The sequence below is a fragment of the Oerskovia sp. NPDC057915 genome (assembly GCF_042887685.1).
Taxonomy (GTDB): Bacteria; Actinomycetota; Actinomycetes; order Actinomycetales; family Cellulomonadaceae; genus Oerskovia.
Window position 1 is genome coordinate 16327 of sequence record NZ_JBHVOS010000004.1, and the last position, 18778, is coordinate 35104.

The window sequence follows — 18778 nt, forward strand, 5'->3', positions numbered from 1 at the left end:
GAGCATGACCCAGGACACCGCGGACCGCGTCGACCCCGCGGAGACCACCGACGCGCAGGGGGCCGCCCGTCGGGTGGCCGAGGTCGACGCCCCGCCCGCGTTCAGCGCCGAGCACCTGCCCGGCGGGGCCCTCGCCGCCCTCGAGGCGGTCCTCATGGTCGCCGACGAGCCCATCCCCGCGGTCCAGCTCGCGACCGCGCTCGGCCTGCCGCAGCGCGAGGTCGAGGACCTGCTGGGCGAGCTGTCGGCCGAGTACCGCGGCGAGCTGGGCGGGCGACCCCGCGGATTCGAGCTGCGCCAGGCGGGCGGCGGGTGGCGCGTGTACTCGGCACCGGTGTTCGCGGACGTCGTCGGACGCTTCCTCCTGGAGGGGCAGAGCGCACGCCTGACGCAGGCCGCTTTGGAGACCCTCGCGGTCGTCGCGTACCGTCAACCGGTCACGCGCGGCCAGATCTCGGCCGTGCGCGGCGTGAACGTGGACGGCGTCGTACGGACGCTGACGACCCGCGGGCTCGTCGCGGAGGTCGGCCAGGATCCCTCGACGGGTGCGGTCCTGTACGGAACCACGGGATACTTCTTGGAGCGCATGGGCTTCTCGTCGCTCGACGAGCTCCCCGCCCTCGCGCCGCACCTGCCGGACGTCGACTCCATCGTCGACGCCGCCGACAGCACACTCGGAGCGTCCGGGGGTGGGAGCGACCGCGCACAGCCGCGGTCGCCGGCCCTGCCCGACGGCGCTCGACCCAGCACGAACGACGAAGGAACATCATGAGCAGCGCACGCGAGGGCGGCCGACCGGCCGCCCGAGGACAGCGGTCCGAGAACTCCTCGGGCACCGGTCGACCGGGCAGTGGTCACGCAGGCGGTGGCCGGCCGGCAGGTCAGCGCTCCTCGGCCCCCCGCTCGGGAGCCGGCCGCGGGTGGGCAGGAGACCCGCAGGCGGGCAAGAGCAAGCCGCCGCGTCGCCCCGCCGCCCCCAAGGGCCCGCAGCGCGACGTGCACGTCGCCGACGGCGTGCGCCTCCAGAAGGTCCTCGCGACCGCAGGCCTCGGCTCGCGTCGCGCGTGCGAGGACCTGATCGCCGCGGGCCGCGTCGAGGTCGACGGCGTCGTGGTGCGCGAGCTCGGCGTCCGCGTCGACCCCGAGAAGGCCGTGATCCACGTCGACGGCATGCGCGTCCAGCTCGACCAGTCGCTCGTGACGATCGCGCTCAACAAGCCGCTCGGCGTCGTCTCCACGATGCACGACCCCGAGGGGCGCCCCGCGCTCACCCAGTTCGTCGCGACGCGCCCCGAGCGCCTCTTCCACGTCGGACGCCTCGACGCCGACAGCGAAGGCCTGCTGCTCCTGACGAACGACGGCGAGCTCGCCAACCGGCTCTCGCACCCCAAGTACGAGGTCTCCAAGACCTACCTCGTGTCGGTCGAGGGCCGCGTCGCGGGCAACGTCGCGAACAAGCTGCTCCACGGCATCGAGCTCGAGGACGGCCCGGCCAAGGTCGACCGCTACCGCGTGGTCGACACGACCCCGCAGGCCAGCATGGTCGAGGTCGTGCTCCACGAGGGCCGCCACCGCATCGTGCGCCGCATGTTCGAGGAGATCGGCCACCCCGTGACCCGGCTCGTGCGCACCCGCATCGGGTCGATCCACCTGGGCAACCTGCGCCCCGGTGCGACCCGTGTCCTGGGCCGCACCGAGCTCGGCACCCTCATGTCCGAGGTCGGCCTCTAGCACCCCTCCCGCCCCGGGAACCGCGTCTTCACGTGCTCCCGGGGCGGCGCTACGCTCGACCCGACCCTCCCGTACGAAGGAGTACCCATGCCCGTCCGGGCCATCAGGGGCGCCACGCAGCTCGACGTCGACGAGCGCGAGCACCTCTTCGACCGCACGCGCGAGCTCGTCCAGGCCGTCCTCGACGCCAACGAGATCGACACCGCGTCGCTCATCTCGATCTTCTTCACCTGCACGCCCGACCTCGTCGCCGACTTCCCGGCCGCCGCGGCCCGCGAGATGGGCCTCGGCGACGTGCCCCTCATGTGCGCGGTCGAGATCGGGGTGCCCGGGGCGCTGCCCCGCGTGGTGCGGCTCATGGCGCACGCCGAGATCGACGTGCCGCGGGCCGACGTCCAGCACGTCTACCTGCACGGGGCGACGTCGCTGCGCAAGGACCTGGCCCAGTGACCGGCGAGGGCGCCGGGACCCGTGCCGACGTGCACGGGATCGTCGTCGCGATCGACGGGCCCTCGGGGTCCGGCAAGTCGAGCGTGTCACGGGCCGTCGCACAGCGCCTCGGCACCGCCTACCTGGACACGGGCGCGATGTACCGCGCCGCGACCTGGTGGTGCCTCCAGGAGGGCGTCGACCTCGCCGACCAGGCCGCGGTCGCCGCAGCAGTCGACGTCATGCCGCTCGTCATGGGTATCGACCCGGCCGCACCGACCGTGCACGTCGACGGCACCGACGTCGGCGAGGCGATCCGCACCACCGAGATCTCCACGGCCGTCAGCGCGGTCGCCACGAACCTCGCGGTGCGCGCCGAGCTGCGCCGCCTGCAGCGCGTCGTCATCGCGGCAGAGTCGTCGGCATCCTCGGAGAGCGCCGGCACGAGCTTCTCCGGCGGGCGCGGCATCGTCGCCGAGGGGCGTGACATCACGACCGTCGTCGCGCCCGACGCCGACGTGCGCATCCTGCTCACCGCGAGCGAGGAGGCGCGCCTGGCCCGTCGCTCGCTCGAGGTGCACGGCGCCGCCGACGCGGCCGCCGTCGAGGCCACCAAGGACCAGGTCCTGCGCCGCGACCGCGACGACTCGACCGTCTCGCAGTTCCACGTCGCCGCCGACGGCGTCGTGACGGTCGACTCGTCCGACCTCGACTTCGAGCAGACCGTCCAGGCCGTGCTCGACGTCGTCGAGCACGCCACGGCCACCGCCGCAGGGGGCGAGGGGACCGCTCGGTGAGCACCCCGCACGTCCCCTCACCCGCCGGGCCCGCCTGGTCCCGGTGGGTGGGGCGCTTCCTCGCGCGCGTGGTCTGGGACACCCGGGTCGTCGGGGCCGAGCGCGTCCCCGCCACCGGACCCGTCCTCCTGGCCGCCAACCACACGGGCCTCGTCGACGGGCCCCTCGTGCTGGGCGTCGCACCGCGGCCCCTGCACGTCCTCGTCAAGGAGGAGATGTACGTCGGCCCCGTCGGGTGGATCCTGCGCGCGGCCGGGCAGATCCCCGTCGACCGCCGCGGTGGACGTGCGGCCCTCGTGACGGCGCTCGCGGTCCTGCGGCGCGACGGGGGAGTGGGCGTCTTCCCCGAGGGCAACCGCGGGCGCGGCGACGCCACGTCCGCGCGCGCGGGCGTGGCGTGGCTCGCGCTCAACGGGCACGCGCCCGTCGTCCCCGTCGCTGTGCTCGGCACGCGCCGCACCGGCGACGGCGTCAACCGCATCCCCGGGTTCCGTCGCCGCCTGTACGTCGAGTTCGGCGAGCCCGTCCTCGTCGGGAAGGCCGAGGGCGTGCGCGGCAAGGCCGCCCTCGACGCCGCCAACGAGCAGATCCGGGCCGCGCTCGCGACGCTCGTGACCGGCGCCGTGGACCGCTCGGGCATCGCTCTGCCGGTCGACGGACCCGAGCGACCCGTCCCCAGAGGACGCCCCGCGCAGTGACGTCGTGCACTCCGGGCGTGTCGCGCACGGTCCTCGTTCGGAGAACTGCCCGGTTGCTGGGAGAATGGTCGCCATGACCACACCCGACCACGCACAGCCCGATGCCCAGGCATCCCTCGACGAGGTGTCGCAGACCCCCGGTGAGACGATCGACCAGGCGAGCGACGTCGTCGGGCAGCCCGAGGACACCACCGAACCACTGCTCGCCGCCGAGGGGGACGAGCAGGACGACGAGAGCCGCGAGCGCGCCCTGCGCGCCGGCCTCGAGGACTACGAGCTCGCCGACGAGGACATGGCCCTCCTGTCCGGCGACTACGACGACGAGGGCAACCTCGAGCCCGAGGCCCCGCTGCCTGTCCTCGCGATCGTCGGCCGCCCCAACGTGGGCAAGTCGACGCTCGTCAACCGCATCCTCGGCCGCCGCGAGGCCGTGACCGAGGACAAGCCCGGCGTCACGCGCGACCGCGTCTCCTACCCGGCCGAGTGGGCCGGACGCCAGTTCACGCTCGTCGACACGGGCGGCTGGGAGGTCGACGTCGCCGGCATCGAGGCGCGCGTCGCCGAGCAGGCCGAGGTCGCTATCGCACTCTCGGACGCCGTCGTGTTCGTCGTCGACGCGACCGTGGGCCCCACGGCCACCGACGAGCGCGTCGTGAAGCTGCTCCGCAAGTCCGGCAAGCCCGTCGTGCTGTGCGCCAACAAGGTCGACGGCGCGCGCGGCGAGGCCGACGCGACCGAGCTCTGGAGCCTGGGCCTCGGCGAGCCGCACCCCGTCTCCGCCCTCCACGGCCGCGGCACGGGCGACCTGCTCGACGCCGCCATGGAGGCGCTGCCCCTCGTCTCCGAGCACGCCGTCGTCCTGCCGTCCGGCCCGCGCCGCGTCGCGCTCGTCGGCCGCCCCAACGTCGGCAAGTCCTCGCTCCTGAACAAGGTCGCGGGCGCCGACCGCGTCGTCGTCGACTCCGTCGCCGGCACCACGCGCGACCCCGTCGACGAGCTCGTGCTCCTCAAGGGCATCCCGTGGTGGTTCGTCGACACCGCCGGCATCCGCCGCCGCGTGCACCAGACCAAGGGCGCCGACTTCTACGCCTCGCTGCGCACCCAGGCCGCGATCGAGAAGGCCGAGGTCGCCGTCGTGCTCGTCGACGCGTCCGTCCCGCTCACCGAGCAGGACACGCGCGTCATCTCCCAGGTCGTCGACGCCGGGCGCGCCCTCGTCATCGCCTACAACAAGTGGGACCTCATGGACGAGGACCGCCGCCCCTTCCTGGAGCGCGAGATCGAGAAGGACCTCGTGCAGATCCAGTGGGCGCCGCGCGTCAACGTCTCGGCCCGCACCGGCTGGCACACCGACCGCCTCGTGCCCGCGCTCGAGCGCTCGCTCGAGTCCTGGGACAAGCGCATCCCCACAGGACGCCTCAACGCGTTCCTGGGCGAGCTCGTCGCGGCCCACCCGCACCCGCTGCGCGGCGGCAAGCAGCCCCGCATCCTGTTCGCGACCCAGGCGTCCACGCGCCCGCCGCGCTTCGTGATCTTCGCGACCGGCTTCCTCGAGGCCGGCTACCGGCGCTTCATCGAGCGTCGCCTGCGCGAGACCTTCGGCTTCGAGGGCACGCCCATCGAGATCTCGGTGCGCGTGCGCGAGAAGCGCAAGCGCTGACGCACCTCCCGCTGGAGCCCGTGGGGCTCCGGCGGGGCGTACGAGGCGTCGAGAGACCCACGGGAGGGCCGTGCGTGCCGGAAGGCGCGCACGGCCCTCCTGGGCGTTTCCGGGGCGTGGTGGGGCCTCTGGGTGTGCCGGGGGGCGCTTGGCAGCGGAGAGGCTCGTGGGGGCGTCCCTGGGTCCGTCCGGCGGCGCCGGCGGGCGTGGGTGCGGGCGATGCTCCGGACGGTTGCCCGGCGGTGGCTGGACTCTCGCTGGTGGTGGGCTGGGCGCGACCTCGGCGCGCTCTCGGAGCAGGCTGAGGGAGGCCCGAGGAACGCCCGGACGTGCGTGACCCGTGCCACTCACCAGCAACGATGCACGGACCACGCCCAAAGTGGGGTATTGTTTCTCTCGGCCCGGAAGGGCTGGTGAAGCCCTCCGGGGCTCACGGGCTGTGGCGCAGCTTGGTAGCGCACTTGACTGGGGGTCAAGGGGTCGCAGGTTCAAATCCTGTCAGCCCGACAGAGAGAGGCTAGGAATCGCAACGATTCCTAGCCTCTTGTCGTATCCGGAAGTGGACGAGGTGTGCACTCCGGACCACCCCGCGCGGGCGAGCATCCGTCGGCCGAGCGAGGCAGTCGGAGCGGACCAGCAGGGTCAGTTGCCGACGCCCGCCTCGATGGCCCGTGTGAGCCCGTCGACGGTCGGGACACCTCGTAGACCTGACGGCGTGGGGTAGACGCGGCAGGCGATCGCAGGGGGCGAGCTGGTCGGGAACAGGTCTTTCCCGTCGAGGTGGAAGGACGGCGAGCCGACGAACCGGAGCCGGTCGGCCTGGGCCTGGTCGTCGACCTCCAACGTCTCGACGGCTGCTTCCACACCGGCTGAGGCCAGTGCGTGTCGGGCGAGGTGGACGGCGGGTGCGGCGTGGGGGCAGTCGGGGACGAGGAGGATCGTCAGGGTGTGCTCAGACATGGGCGTGCTCCTGAGTCGGTGAGGCGCTGGCGGGTTGGCCGGTCGAGGCCCTGTATCGGCCGGCGCGGACCCCGTTGGCGATGACGAAGACCTCGGCGACCTCGTGGACGAGGACGACCGCCGCCAGGCCCAGCACGCCGAAGAGTGCCAGGGGGATCAGGACGCCGATCAGCGCGAGGGAGAACCCGACGTTCTGCCACATGATGACGCGGGTGCGACGGGCGTGGGCCAGGACCTGGGGCAGGTGGTGCAGGTCGTTGCCCATGAGCGCCACGTCGGCGGTCTCGATCGCGACGTCGGTGCCCATCGCGCCCATCGCGATCCCGACGTTCGCGGTGGCCAGCGCCGGGGCGTCGTTGACGCCGTCGCCGACCATCGCGACGGGGTGACGGCTCGACAGGTCGCGGACGATCGTGGCCTTGTCCTCGGGGCGCAGGTCGGCGTGGACGTCGCGGATCCCGGCCTCTGCGGCCAGGGCGCGCGCGGTGCGCTCGTTGTCGCCGGTCAGCATCGCCACGGTGTACCCGTCGCGGGTCAGGGCGCGGACGACCGCGGCGGCCTCGGGGCGGAGCTCGTCGCGGACCGCGATCGCGCCGAGCAACGAGCCGCCGTCCTCGACCAGGACGGTGGTGGCGCCCTGTTCCTGCAGGCGTGCGACCTGCGCGGCGAGGGGGCCGGCGTCGATCCATCCGGGTCGCCCGAGGCGGACCTGGCGGCCTTCAGACGTGCCCGTGATCCCGGCGCCAGTGACCGCCGTGACGTCGGTGATGTCGGGGCGGTCGGCGGTCGCGGCCAGGATCGCGCGGGCCAACGGGTGCTCGCTGCGCGCCTCGAGCCCGGCTGCGACCGCGAGCACCGCGGCGCGCGTGCTTCCCGGGGCAGGTACGACGTCGACGACGACGGGGTCGTTCGCGGTCAGGGTGCCGGTCTTGTCGAGCGCCAGCGCGCGGATCCTGCCGAGCTCCTCGAGCGCGGCGCCACCCTTGATGAGGACACCGCCCTTCGATGCGGCGCCGACCGCCGCGACCACGGTCACGGGTACGGAGATCGCCAGCGCGCACGGGGACGCGGCGACGAGCACGACCAGCGCGCGTTCGATCCACAGGACCGGGTCGCCGGCCAGGGAGCCGACGACCGCGATGAGCGCGGCCGCGACGAGGATGCCGGGCACGAGCCTGGACGCGATCGCGTCGGCGAGCCGCTGCCCGCCGCCCTTGCGGGCCTGCTCGGCCTCGACGATGTGCACGATGCGGGCCAGGGAGTTGTCCTCGGAGGTCGTGGTGACCTCGACCTCCAGTGCGCCGTTACCGTTGATCGAGCCGGCCATCACCCGTGCGCCAGGCCCGGCCTCGACCGGGACCGACTCACCGGTCAGGGCCGAGACGTCCAACGCGGTCGTCCCGGTGCGGACCACTCCGTCGGTCGCGAGGCGCTCGCCAGGACGCACGAGCAGGACGTCGCCGACCACGAGGTCGGACGGGTCGACGGTCAGGTGCTCGCCGCCGCGCACCACGGTGGCCTCTGACGGGACGAGGTCCAGCAGGGCGCGCAGGCCACGGCGGGTGCGGGCGAGGGAGTACTCCTCGAGCCCTTCGGAGATCGAGTAGAGGATCGCGAGCATCGCGGCCTCCTCGACCTGCCCCAGGACCACCGCACCGACCGCCGCGATCGTCATGAGCGTCCCGACGCCGATCCTGCCCGTGAGCAGGCGCCGCACGGTGCCCGGGACGAACGTGGTCGCCGCGATCACCAACGCCAGACCCTCGAGCCCCAGCACGGCCCATTCAGGGGAGGTGGTCCTGGACAGCAGCCAACCGGCCAGCAGCACGACCGCAGCCAGGAGCGCGGCGCGGATCTCGCCGACCTGCCACAGGCTCACGGCTTCCTCGTCGCTCTCGGGGGCGTCGGTGCCGTCGGTCTCGTCCGAGCAGCCGCACGCATCGCTCATCGCGCGACGTCCGCCGTCCTGGCCGGTGCATCGGTGCCGTAGTTCGGGCACAGCACCACGGCATTCCCCGTGGCGGCCAGCAGTACCTCGGCCGCCGCGAGCATCTCCAGCAGCTCCGGGCGGGCCAAGGAGTAGTACACTCGCCGGCCGTCCATCCGACCCGCCACCAGACCGCAGTCCTTCAGGCAGGCCACGTGCGAGGAGATCGTCGACTGCGCCAGACCCAGGTCAGCGGTCAGGTCGGCGACGCGCGCCTCGCCCGCTGCGAGCCTTCGCACGATCGCCAGCCTGGCCGGATCGCCCAGCGACCGGAACAGTGCCACACCTGGTTCCATGCCCTCGGTCGAGGCTCCGCACTCATCAACAGTGATCGACATGGCTCGATAATAACCGGTCGGTATCGATCATCGACAAGGTGGAGCGCTCGCGGTCGGCGCTGTCCAGCGCCCGTGGGGAGAGCCTGACGCCGTCGGACAGCTCCTAGGTGCAGTAGTGCGGCGCCTCGCCGCACATGACCCCTTGGACGGTGCCGACGAAACCGCCCACCAGGGCGACGACGACCACGACCACGAGCACCATCGCCACCAGGAGCACGAGGACGCCGACGACGATGAGCGCGATCGTGCCGCCGCTCATCGTCCGGGGGGACGTGGGGTGCGCGACGGCAGCCGGTCGCCAGTGCTCGGTCCAACGGTTCCCGTCGAACCAGCGCACCCGCCGCTGATCCTGGGGGTCGGGATACCACCCTGGCTGGAACGTCATGCGTCTCCTCCTGCCCATGTCGTCGCGTGGTTCATGGTCGTTCGCCGACCCGGCCGCTCGTCGGTCGCGAGGCCGTCGCTTGCTTCGCCGACCGTGCCCGGCGTCGGTCCAGGACCGCCGAGACCGTGACGGCCACGAAGACGACGAGGGTCCACAGCGCGAGCATCTGGGCCTCGCCGACCGTGTCGGGCGCCTTGCCCGAGCCCGGGGAGACGAGGAGCGCCGGCACGACGAGACCGAACACGACGATGCAGGCGAAGAACGCCACGACGCATGCTCGCCCGAGGAACTCCGCCACCCGGTACAGGCGTTCGCGTTGCGGCGAGCGCAGCGTCAGCGCGACCGAGCCGGTCGTCCCGACCAGGCAGAGGCCGAGGAGGAAGAGCACCGCGAAGTTGCCCGACGCGATCTCGTCCCCGCCGCGCCAGACGACGAGTGCGCCGAGGCCCACACAGGCCGCAGCCATCACCAGACCGGCCCGGCGTGTCTGCGACACGGTGGCGAGCGGTCGTCGACCGATGCGGCCACCTCGTCTCGTTCCCCGTCGGGGCGATCGTGCGTTCACCCGCACACGGTACCCGCCGTGCCGCGAGCGCCCCGCGCCGTCGCGGCGCCCTCGCGGCGGTCGCCGAGCCGTCAGTCCGTCGTCAGCCCGCGGTCCGCCGACCACTCGCGGAACCCGGCGGCGATCTCCGGCGCGTGCGTGTGGTGGAGGTAGTGCTCTCCGGGGACGGGGACCACGGTGCCGTCGGCGACGGTCGCGGCCTGCTCCTCGTGCAGCGCCAGCCAGTCGGGGTTGTTCGCGTTCTCTGCCTCGACGAACAGCAGCAGCGGCAGGTCCGCGGGGAACGTCGTCCCGAGCGCGCGCTCGAAGTTCGGGCCGATGTGCTCCATCTCGTCGAGGTACGTGGGACGCATCGTGTTCCGGTGCGTGAACATCGTCATCTGCTCGCGCGCGTGCTCGGAGTACACGGAGCCGTCGAGCGCGCCGTCGCCGAACGCCGTGACGACACGGAGCAGGCCGAGGTTCTTGGCCGCGGCCATGAGTCCCGTGGGGAACGCCGTGTCCGTGTGCGGTTGTCCGGGCACGCTCGTGTCGACCCCGACGAACGCCGTCACCTCGTCGGGGTAGCGCGCGGTGTACTCGATGCCGTAGATGCCCGCGATCGAGTGCCCCATGAGGACGTAGCGGTCGAGGCCGAGCTCCTGGAGCGCCGCGTGCACCTCGGTCACGACGTTCTCGGTGGTCCGCTCCACGTCGGTGCCGTCGCTCAGGCCGTAGCCGAAGGGTTCGACGACGACGACCCGGTGGTCCCGGGCGAGGTCCGCGACGAGCGGCTCGAAGTCGAGGACGGGCGAGGGGGTCCCGAACCCTGGCAGGAGGACCACGTCGAGCGGGCCGTCCCCGGTCACGAGGACGTTCATCTGTCGTCCGTCGACCGTCACCTTCTGGCCGTAGGTCTCGATCCGGTCGCTCTCGCGGCCGGTCGCGACGGCGTTCACGACGCTCGTCGTGGCCAGGGTCACCGCGACCACGGCACCGATCGCGGCCACGGTCACGAGCGCTCTCTTCACAGGCTTCTTCACGCATTCCTCTCCACGCGGCACACGGTGCGCCCCGCCTTCTCGTCCAGCATCGTGCGCCGGCCGACCGCGCGCGTCAGCCCGCCGCGCACACCTGCGTACCGCGATCGCAGTACGCGCACGTCACCTTCCGGGGCGATCCGCCGGGCAGGGTCGGCCGGGATACTGGGGGAGTGTCGTCACCTCGTTCCGCCGCAGCAGCTGTCCCCGTCGGCGACGTCGTCGCGATCGCCGTCGTCGTGCTCTTCGGTGTCCTGCCGTTCCCTGACGAGGACTTCCGCACGCGGGGTCTGCTCGTCCTGATCGCGCTCGTGCCTGCCGCGGTGATGCCGCTGCGCCGACGACGGCCGATCGTCTCGCTCGGGGTGAGCGTGGTCTGCACCGTCGCCGTCGCGCTCGCGGGCACGATGGCCCCGGGTGCTCTGGTCGCCGTGATGATCACGGCTTTCTCGGTCGCGAACAGGACGCGCCGCACTGTCGGGCTCGCGTGCGTGGGCGTGGCCGCGCTCGTGGTGTTCCTCGTGAGCGCCGTCCCTTTCGACGGTGAGTACTTCGACCCTGGGGCGACGCAGTTCGTGACGCTCGTCGTCCTCGCCGGAGCCATGGGCGACGCGACCAGGTCGCGGCGCGAGGCGCTCGCGGCCGTCACGGAGCGGGCGGAGCGTGCGGAGCAGGGGCGTGACGAGGAGGCCCGACGCCGTGTGGTCGAGGAGCGGGTGCGTATCGCTCGTGACCTGCACGACGTCGTCGCGCACCAGATCTCGGTGATCAGCCTGAGCGCGGGCGTCGCGTCGTCGTCGCTCGAGACCCGGCCCGAGCGTGCGCGCGAGGCGCTCACGACCATCCGCAGCGCGTCGCGCACGGTCCTCGCGGACATCGGCGGGCTCATGGCCCTGCTGCGAGCGGAGGGCGGCGGCGAGCGGCAGGATCTCCACCCGCAGGCCGGGCTCGACCAGCTCGACGCCCTGGTCGCACGGTTCGCGGACGTCGGCCTGCACGTCGACGTGCGGCGAGAGCCGGGGAGCGGCGCGCTCTCCCCGGCGAGCGACCACGTCGCCTACCTCGCCCTGCAGGAGGGGCTCACGAACGCCCACAAGCACGGGGCGGGCGACCGGGCCGTCGTGGACGTCCGCCTTCGCGACGGCATGCTCGTCCTGATGGTCACGAGCCCGCTGCGCGCGGGCGCCGCCGAGGTCCCCGCCAGTGGGCACGGACTGCGCGGCCTGCGCGAACGGGTCGCGTCGGTGCGAGGTCGGGTCGGGACGACGAGCGAGGACGGCGAGTTCCGCCTCGTCATCGAGGTACCCGCCGAGCGGACCCCGGTCCCCGCGCCGAGCGAGGCGCAGCGATGATCACCGTGCTCGTCGTCGACGACCAACCGCTGGTGCGCCAGGCCGTGCGCGACATCCTCACCGACAGCGGCGGGATCCTGGTCGTCGGCGAGGCGTCGAACGGGCGGGAGGCCGTCCGGGCCGCCGCGGCGTCGGCCCCCGACGTCGTGCTGATGGACATCCGGATGCCCGAGCTCGACGGGATCGCGGCGACCGAGCAGATCTGCGCGGGCCCGGCGGCGAGCACGACGCGGGTGCTCGTCCTGACGACCTTCGAGGAGGACGAGTACGTCGTCGCCGCGCTGCGCGCGGGCGCGAGCGGGTTCATCGGGAAGGGCGCCGAGCCCGAGGACATCGTGCGTGCCGTGCACACGATCCACCTGGGGGAGGCGTTGCTGTCGTCGGCCGCGACGCGGGCGCTCGTCCAGCGCTTCGTGCGCGCGCAGACACCCCGGGCGGGTGCGTGGGAGGACGAGGGGCTCGCCCGCCTCACCGAGCGTGAGCGCGAGGTGTTCCTCCTCGTCGCACGCGGCCTGACGAACCAGGAGATCGCGGCCGAGCTCGTGATCTCGGCCCACACCGCCAAGACGCACGTGAACCGCATCATGGCGAAGGTCCACGCGCGCGACCGCGCGCACCTGGTGATCCTCGCCTACGAGTCGGGGCTCGTCACCGCGAGGCCGTGAGGCCCGACGGCGTCGCGCGGGCCGTGCGTCCATGCCTCGCTCGTGGGAGCGTGCCGACCCGGGGCGACGGTACGTCTACGTCGCGAGCTAGGGTCGCGCCGCGCCCCCGAACCCCGTCCAGCGCAGCCCGTCCGGCAGGTGGCTCTGGTCGTTGAACATCACGAGCGTCGGCGGCAGGCCGTCCCGGAGGTCGATCACCGTCAGTGCCGTGCTCGCGCTGTTCAGGCCGAGCCACCGCGCGGGCGGCGCACCGAGCGTGTGGCGCACGAGCCAGGCGATCGGGTAGTCGTGCGTGATCAGGACCTGGTGGACGTCGCCCGCGCTGCCCGTGCCCGGGTCCGGTGGGGTCCCGAAGCGGGCGACGAGCGCGTCGGCCGTCCGGCGTCCTGCTGCTGCCTCGCCCTCGTCCCAACCGTCGAAGAACCCCGTCCAGGACGCGGGGGTCTCGGAGGGCGCCGGGACGTACGGGACGTGGTCCACGAGCTCCGGGGCCTCGGCGACCCGCGCGCCCGGCAGGTGCCGCGCGACCACGGCGGCGCTCGCGGCAGCACGGGGGAGCGGCGAGTGCCAGACGGCGGTCACGGGCACGCGTGCGAGACGTCGGCCCAGCAGGTCCGACTGTCGGCGCCCGACGTCCGTCAGCTCACCGAAGGCGTCGGCCGCGCCGTGACGGGCGAGGTAGAGGTGTCGGGTGCTCATCGGGATTCTTCTGGGGTCGACGGGCCGTCGTCGCCCCGGGGCGGCACCGACACGGTGGGTTCCGCGAGCGTCACCGTCCCGGCCTCGCCGTCGACGGTCACCACGCTGCCGTCGACGATCAGCCCGGTGGCGCCGACGACCCCGAGCACGGCGGGGATGCGGCGCTCGCGGGCCACGATCGCCGCGTGGGACAGGACTCCTCCCGTCTCCGTGACGACGCCCGCGGTGATGCGCAGCAGGGGAGTCCAGGCGGGGTCCGTGAAGGGGCAGACCAGGACGTCGCCGGGGCGGACGCGCGAGAAGTCGTCCGGGCCGCGGACGACCCGGGCCGGTCCCGTCGCCATCCCGGTGCTGCCCGCGGTCCCGCGCAGCAGGCTCCCGGTGCTGAGCCGCGGCGCGCTCCCCGTGACGTCGGTCGACGGGGCCGGGTGCGGGGCCGGGAGCGGGGCCGTGACCGGACGGGCCTGCACGATCCAGAGCGTGCCGCCCGCGAGCGCCCACTCGACGTCCTGCGGCCCGCCGAGGAGAGCTGCGGCGCGCCACCCCAGCCGGGCGAGGCGCAGGGCGGTGTCGTCGTCGAGCGTGGGCCGTCGCCGGTCGTCGGGGCGTACGTCGTGCGCGACGAGACGGGTGCCGTCCCGGTCGAGACGGGTCCGCTTGTCGGCGATGACGCGATCCGCAACGCGGACGGCCCCGCGACCGAGGATCTTGTGGGCCACGACGCGGTAGGTGTCCGGTGTGACGGTGCCGCCCACGACCGAGGGGCCCAGACCCCAGGACGCCTCGATCACCGTCGCGTCGCCGGGATCGTCGGGCGCGAACATGACCCCGGAGACCTCGGCGTCGACGAGGCGCTGCACCAGGACGGCCATGGCGGGCTCGTCGGCCGCGTCGCCGCGCACCTCGTCCTCGAGCCCCGCCCGGTAGTCGACCGCCCGGGGCGAGTGGAGCGAGGCCCGGCAGGTGCGGACGGCGCGCGCGACGTCGTCGGGAGCCTGGACCGCGAGCACGCTCTCGTGCTGCCCTGCCGCCGAGGCCTGGGAGGTGTCCTCGCCGGAGGCCGAGGACCGGACCGCGACGGGCGGTGAGCCGAGCGCGCGCAGCGCGGGGCCGAGCGCGTCTCTCAGCGCCTCGTCGTCGGCCGCGGCCGCGTCGAACGGCACCACGAAGCCGTCGGGGACCGGCAGGCCTGCCTGCAGCAGCGCCCCGAGCGCCGTGGCCTTGCCGCCGCACGTCTCGCGCGCTGCCTCCTGCAGTGGAACGAGCACCTCGACCTCCCTCAACAGATCGTTGACAACATTTCGTTGATTGTGCAAGATCGTCGCATGCCACGCAACGACGACACCGCTCGCGCGGAGCAGGACATCCGCGCCGTGCGAGCCACCCGTGCGGATCACGACCAGGCCCGCCGCGAGCAGGACGCCCGCAGCCACCTTCTCGCGCGGGGCGCGGACACGCTCGCCCCCCGGCCGTGGCAGCCGTCGTCCGTGCCGCCGTCCGCCGTGGACCTGGCACGGTTCGCGCTCTGGCGGTCCGGCGAGCTGCCGCCCGAGCACGTCCTCGACGCGCTCGCGCTGCTGCCCGCCGCACGCGCCGAGGTCGACGGCCTCGAGAGCGGCCTGCTCTTCACGGCCCGTAGCGCCGGCCTGACCTGGGCCCAGATCGCCGACGCGATGGGCTTCAACTCCCCGCAGGCGTGCCAGCAGCACTTCCACCGCCTCACGGCCCGGCACGAGGGCCGCTCGTGACCTCCCCGACCACCGTCCTGCTCGTCCTGCACGCGGTCCGCCTCTGCGGGTTCGCCGACGCCGCGACGCTCGCCCGTCGGTTCGACCTCGACCCGGCCGAGACCGACGAGGTGCTCGGTGACGTCGAGGCGTACGGGTGGGTGCAGCGGTCCGCCTTCGCGGACGTCAGCGGCTGGTCGCTGACCGAGGCAGGACGGGGCGAGGACGAGCGCAGGCTCGCCGCGGAGCTCGCCGCCACGGGACGGGCCGACGACGTCTGTGCCGCCCATCGCGAGTTCCTGCCGCTCAACGCGCGGGTCCGGCGGGCATGCACCGACTGGCAGCTGCGGCCGGCCCCGGGGGCCCGGCTCCTCCCCAACGACCACACCGACCCCGCGTGGGACGCCGCGGTCCTCGACGAGCTCGGCGCGATCGACGACGCCCTCGCCCCGCTCGTACGACGGCTCGGCGACGTCCTGGTCCGGTTCGACGGGTACGACGACCGCTTCTCCACGGCCCTGCGGCGTGCCCGTGCGGGGGAGAGCGGGTGGGTCGACGGCATCGACGTCGACTCGTGCCACCGCGTCTGGTTCGAGCTGCACGAGGACCTGGTCGCGACGCTCGGGATCGACCGCCGGGCCGAACCGTGAGCGTCGGCACCCGTGCCGCGGACACGGGCGCCGACGGCCGAGCGTGACGGCGATCACGACGCCTCGACCTGCGAGCGCACGGCCCCCGGGCCACGATGGAAGCAGCGCAAGGCGCTGATGGACCGAGCATCGAGGAGGAATTCATGGCTGTCCGCAAGGAGCTGCCCGAGTACACCGTCCCGTCGCTGACCCTGAAGGACGGGGGGAAGGTCGCCGCGATCCTGCAGAAGCGGCTGCACGCGCTCAACGACCTGGCGCTGACCCTCAAGCACATCCACTGGAACGTGGTGGGGCCGCACTTCATCGCGGTCCACGAGATGATCGACCCGCAGGTCGACGCCGTGCGTGCCATGGTCGACGCCACGGCCGAGCGCATCGCGACCCTCGGCGTCCCGCCGCGCGGCACGCCGGGCGCGATCGTGGCCGAGCGCACCTGGGAGGACTACAGCCTGGGCCGCGCGTCGACCATCGCGCACCTGGGTGCGCTCGACGAGGTCTACCAGGGGGTCATCGCCGACCACCGCAAGGCGGCTGCCGACACCGAGGAGCTCGACACCGTGACCAACGACCTCCTGGTCGGTCACCTGCACGAGCTCGAGCTCTTCCACTGGTTCGTCCGGGCGCACCTCGAGTCCTCCGGTGGTGAGCTCTCGACCTCGGGGGCGACGACCGAGACCGGCGCGGCCCGCAAGGCGGAGACCGCAGCCAAGAAGGAAGCCTGACCGACCGGCACGGAGCCCCTCTCCCCGCACGGGGAGAGGGGCTCCCTGCTGTCCGCACCGTGGACGCCCGTGGCCCGACGACGTCGCTCGCCCCCGCGACCGGTGGCCGTCCCGCGCAGGTCCGGGAGGCGCCGTCGGGCCGTGGACCTGCTGCCGGCGCTCGCGGCTCACGCCGACAGCGGCACCGCCCCGGGGGTGAGGACCACGAGCTGCTGGGTCGCGCGCGTCATCGCGACGTAGCGGTCGACGGCGCCCGCGATGCCGTCGTCGCCGTCGCCGAACGACGCCGGGTCGACCAGGACGACGAGGTCGAACTCGAGCCCCTTCGCGAGCACCGGGGTCAGGGACCGCACGCGCTCGGAAGCCCGGAACGCGGGGTCCCCGACCACGCACGCGACGCCCTGGTGCTCGGCGAGCCAGGTCCCGAGGACCTGGTCCAGGTCCTCGGGGGCCCCGTGCAGGACCGGGGCGTGGCCGCTGCGGACCGACGTCGGCACGTTGGCGTCCGGCAGCACGGCCCGGATGACCGGCTCCGCCTCCGACATGACCTCCTGCGGCGTCCGGTAGTTGATCGTCAGCGACGCCACGTCGACGTGCGACAGGCCCACGCGCTCGAGCCGCTCGCGCCACGACTCGGTGAACCCGTGCCGCGCCTGCGCACGGTCGCCGACGACCGTGAGGCTCCGCGACGGGCAGCGCAGCAGCAGCATCTGCCACTCGGCGTCGGTGAGCTCCTGCGCCTCGTCGACCACGACGTGCGCGAACGGCCCCGCGAGCCGGTCGGGGGTCACGCCCGGCAGGGACGCGTCGTCGACCAGGGCGTCGCGCAGGTCCTGGCCGCGCAGCATCGACATGACCTGCAGCTCGGAGTCGTCGGTCGCGACGAGGTGGTCGACGACGTTGCTCATCTCCTCGCGCTCCGCCGCGACCCGCGCCTCGTGCTGCCGGCGCCGCCGCGACGCCTCGGGGTCGCCGAGCCGCTGCCGCGCCGCGTCCAGGAGGGGCAGGTCGGAGACCGTCCAGGCCTGGGGCTCGTCGCGCTGCAACGACCGGACCTCGTCCGCCGTGAGCCAGGGGGCGCACATCCTCAGGTAGGCGGGCACGTCCCACAGGTCGCCGACGAGGTCGGTCGGCTCGAGGAGCGGCCAGGCCCTGTTGAGGGTCTGCGCCAGGTCGCGGTTCGTCGTCAGGGAGCGGCGCACGAGGTCGAGCGGCAGGTCTGCGTCGTCCGCGACCTTGTCCATCAGGATCTCGACCAGAGCCTCCCAGACCACGTCGCGCGCCTCGTTGTGCGGCGTGCCGGGGTCCGGGGAGTCGAAGGCCTCGGCCCAGTCGTCGGCGCTGAGCCAGAGGTCGAGCCACGGGGTCTCGACGGTCGTGCCCGTCCGGGGCGGACGCTCGTACAGCCGCACGGCGGGCTCGACGGCCGCGACCATGCGCGCCGAGGCCTTGAGCCGGGCGACGTCGGGCTCGGCCTCGACCACGGCCTTCGCGCCCTCGGGGACGAGGTCCCGCAGCGTGCAGGTCTGCACGCCCTCCTCTCCCAGGCTCGGCAGGACGTCCTCGACGTAGTCCAGGTACGGCTGGTGCGGCCCGACGACGAGCACCCCGCCCCGGTGCTGTCCGACGTGCGGGTCCGCGTACAGCAGGTACGCCGCGCGGTGCAGGGCCACCACGGTCTTGCCCGTGCCGGGACCGCCGTCGACCACGAGGGCGCCGTCCGAGCCCGCCCGGATGACGGCGTCCTGGTCGGCCTGGATGGTGCCCAGCACGTCGCGCATCCGCGGGGTCCGCTCGGCGCCCAGGCTCGCGATGAACGCCGACTGGTCGTCGAGGGTCACGTGGGAGGCGAGGCCGGCGGCCGTGCCGTCCGTCGTGAAGACCTCGTCCCAGTAGTCGCTGATGCGGCCCTGCGTCCAGCGGTACCGGCGTCGGCTCGCGAGGCCCATGGGGTGGGCGCTCGTCGCGCTGAAGAAGGGTGCGGCGGTCGGGGAGCGCCAGTCGACCAGCAGGCGGCGACCGGCGCGGTCCGTGAGGCCCAGCCGCCCGACGTACACGGGCTCGGAGCCGTCCGGGGCGACCATGCGTCCCAGGCACAGGTCCACGCCGTAGCGGCGCAGCGTCCGCAGCCGGGAGGACAGGCGGTGGATCTCCTGGTCACGCTCCAGGGCGAGCGTCCCGCTGCCGCCGGGCGACCTGCGCGCCGCGTCGAGGCGCGCCGAGACGTCCCTGGTCGTCTCGTCGAGGCTGGCTGCGATGGCCGCGAAGTGCTCCTCGTCGCGGTCGACCAGGGCCGGGGCGGCCTTGGGGGAGAGGCGGGGCGGGAGGGCGAACACGCTCGTGCTCGAGGGGGTCATGGCTGTGGCTCGTTCCGTCGTTCTGGCCTCGGGCCGA

Annotated in this window: 20 protein-coding genes and 1 tRNA gene; 12 read left to right on the forward strand and 9 right to left on the reverse strand. The window is 73.6% G+C overall.

The window, feature by feature from the left end; all coding sequences use genetic code 11:
* The first annotated feature begins 4 nt into the window (after positions 1–4).
* The 7 genes from ACFVQ3_RS03630 to ACFVQ3_RS03660 all read left to right on the forward strand — a co-directional run bounded on the left by ACFVQ3_RS03630 (position 5) and on the right by ACFVQ3_RS03660 (position 5822).
* Complete coding sequence (locus ACFVQ3_RS03630) at positions 5–772, forward strand: SMC-Scp complex subunit ScpB (protein WP_387635187.1); 768 nt, start codon at positions 5–7, stop codon at positions 770–772.
* Positions 769–1731, forward strand: a complete 963-nt coding sequence (locus ACFVQ3_RS03635; RefSeq protein WP_387635189.1) for a pseudouridine synthase — start codon at positions 769–771, stop codon at positions 1729–1731. The genes ACFVQ3_RS03630 and ACFVQ3_RS03635 overlap by 4 nt, the downstream gene beginning before the upstream one ends.
* A gap of 87 nt (positions 1732–1818) precedes the next feature.
* Entirely contained in the window at positions 1819–2181 is a 363-nt protein-coding gene (gene aroH, locus ACFVQ3_RS03640) for a chorismate mutase (protein ID WP_377676715.1), read from the forward strand.
* Positions 2178–2957, forward strand: coding sequence for a (d)CMP kinase (gene cmk / locus ACFVQ3_RS03645; RefSeq protein ID WP_387635192.1), 780 nt, complete (start codon positions 2178–2180; stop codon positions 2955–2957). Before aroH ends, cmk begins: the two co-directional genes overlap by 4 nt.
* The gene (locus ACFVQ3_RS03650; protein WP_387635195.1) at positions 2954–3655 is read left to right on the forward strand and encodes a lysophospholipid acyltransferase family protein; all 702 of its coding nucleotides are present in this window, start codon (positions 2954–2956) and stop codon (positions 3653–3655) included. The genes cmk and ACFVQ3_RS03650 overlap by 4 nt, the downstream gene beginning before the upstream one ends.
* Before the next feature lie 73 nt (positions 3656–3728).
* Positions 3729–5315, forward strand: coding sequence for a ribosome biogenesis GTPase Der (gene der / locus ACFVQ3_RS03655; protein ID WP_387635197.1), 1587 nt, complete (start codon positions 3729–3731; stop codon positions 5313–5315).
* A gap of 433 nt (positions 5316–5748) precedes the next feature.
* Positions 5749–5822 (forward strand) — tRNA-Pro (locus ACFVQ3_RS03660).
* 135 nt (positions 5823–5957) lie between these two features.
* Here ACFVQ3_RS03660 and ACFVQ3_RS03665 read toward each other — a convergent pair.
* From ACFVQ3_RS03665 to ACFVQ3_RS03690, 6 genes are all read right to left on the reverse strand, one after another.
* The gene (locus ACFVQ3_RS03665; protein ID WP_387635199.1) at positions 5958–6275 is read right to left on the reverse strand and encodes a hypothetical protein; all 318 of its coding nucleotides are present in this window, start codon (positions 6273–6275) and stop codon (positions 5958–5960) included.
* Positions 6268–8223 carry a heavy metal translocating P-type ATPase gene (locus tag ACFVQ3_RS03670; RefSeq protein WP_387635202.1) on the reverse strand — a complete coding sequence of 652 codons (1956 nt, stop codon included), beginning with the start codon at positions 8221–8223 and terminating at the stop codon, positions 6268–6270. Before ACFVQ3_RS03670 ends, ACFVQ3_RS03665 begins: the two co-directional genes overlap by 8 nt.
* Positions 8220–8600, reverse strand: coding sequence for an ArsR/SmtB family transcription factor (locus ACFVQ3_RS03675; protein ID WP_387635204.1), 381 nt, complete (start codon positions 8598–8600; stop codon positions 8220–8222). Before ACFVQ3_RS03675 ends, ACFVQ3_RS03670 begins: the two co-directional genes overlap by 4 nt.
* Positions 8601–8703: 103 nt before the next feature.
* On the reverse strand, positions 8704–8985 hold the full coding sequence (locus ACFVQ3_RS03680) for a DUF2510 domain-containing protein (protein ID WP_387635207.1): 282 nt from the start codon (positions 8983–8985) through the stop codon (positions 8704–8706).
* A 31-nt stretch (positions 8986–9016) separates the two neighbouring features.
* On the reverse strand, positions 9017–9451 hold the full coding sequence (locus ACFVQ3_RS03685) for a hypothetical protein (protein WP_387635209.1): 435 nt from the start codon (positions 9449–9451) through the stop codon (positions 9017–9019).
* A 170-nt stretch (positions 9452–9621) separates the two neighbouring features.
* Positions 9622–10572 carry an alpha/beta fold hydrolase gene (locus ACFVQ3_RS03690; protein ID WP_387635212.1) on the reverse strand — a complete coding sequence of 317 codons (951 nt, stop codon included), beginning with the start codon at positions 10570–10572 and terminating at the stop codon, positions 9622–9624.
* A 170-nt stretch (positions 10573–10742) separates the two neighbouring features.
* On the opposite strand from ACFVQ3_RS03690, the gene ACFVQ3_RS03695 reads away from it, so the two are divergent.
* Positions 10743–11921: a sensor histidine kinase gene (locus tag ACFVQ3_RS03695; protein WP_387635215.1), complete on the forward strand. Its 1179-nt coding sequence runs from the start codon at positions 10743–10745 to the stop codon at positions 11919–11921.
* Positions 11918–12586, forward strand: a complete 669-nt coding sequence (locus ACFVQ3_RS03700) for a response regulator (protein ID WP_387635218.1) — start codon at positions 11918–11920, stop codon at positions 12584–12586. Before ACFVQ3_RS03695 ends, ACFVQ3_RS03700 begins: the two co-directional genes overlap by 4 nt.
* Before the next feature lie 87 nt (positions 12587–12673).
* On the opposite strand, the gene ACFVQ3_RS03705 is transcribed toward ACFVQ3_RS03700, so the two are convergent.
* Both ACFVQ3_RS03705 and ACFVQ3_RS03710 read right to left on the reverse strand, forming a co-directional pair.
* Positions 12674–13285: a histidine phosphatase family protein gene (locus ACFVQ3_RS03705; protein WP_387635221.1), complete on the reverse strand. Its 612-nt coding sequence runs from the start codon at positions 13283–13285 to the stop codon at positions 12674–12676.
* Positions 13282–14553: a PEP/pyruvate-binding domain-containing protein gene (locus ACFVQ3_RS03710; RefSeq protein ID WP_387635223.1), complete on the reverse strand. Its 1272-nt coding sequence runs from the start codon at positions 14551–14553 to the stop codon at positions 13282–13284. Before ACFVQ3_RS03710 ends, ACFVQ3_RS03705 begins: the two co-directional genes overlap by 4 nt.
* Before the next feature lie 57 nt (positions 14554–14610).
* On the opposite strand from ACFVQ3_RS03710, the gene ACFVQ3_RS03715 reads away from it, so the two are divergent.
* The 3 genes from ACFVQ3_RS03715 to ACFVQ3_RS03725 all read left to right on the forward strand — a co-directional run bounded on the left by ACFVQ3_RS03715 (position 14611) and on the right by ACFVQ3_RS03725 (position 16384).
* Positions 14611–15033 carry a DNA-binding protein gene (locus ACFVQ3_RS03715; protein ID WP_387635226.1) on the forward strand — a complete coding sequence of 141 codons (423 nt, stop codon included), beginning with the start codon at positions 14611–14613 and terminating at the stop codon, positions 15031–15033.
* On the forward strand, positions 15030–15662 hold the full coding sequence (locus ACFVQ3_RS03720; protein ID WP_387635228.1) for a transcriptional regulator: 633 nt from the start codon (positions 15030–15032) through the stop codon (positions 15660–15662). The genes ACFVQ3_RS03715 and ACFVQ3_RS03720 overlap by 4 nt, the downstream gene beginning before the upstream one ends.
* A gap of 143 nt (positions 15663–15805) precedes the next feature.
* Entirely contained in the window at positions 15806–16384 is a 579-nt protein-coding gene (locus ACFVQ3_RS03725) for a Dps family protein (protein ID WP_387635230.1), read from the forward strand.
* A 167-nt stretch (positions 16385–16551) separates the two neighbouring features.
* Here ACFVQ3_RS03725 and helR read toward each other — a convergent pair whose 3' ends face one another.
* A complete protein-coding gene (helR, locus tag ACFVQ3_RS03730) occupies positions 16552–18741 on the reverse strand; it encodes an RNA polymerase recycling motor ATPase HelR (RefSeq protein WP_387635232.1) in 2190 nt (729 codons plus the stop codon).
* Between the last annotated feature and the right edge of the window lie 37 nt (positions 18742–18778).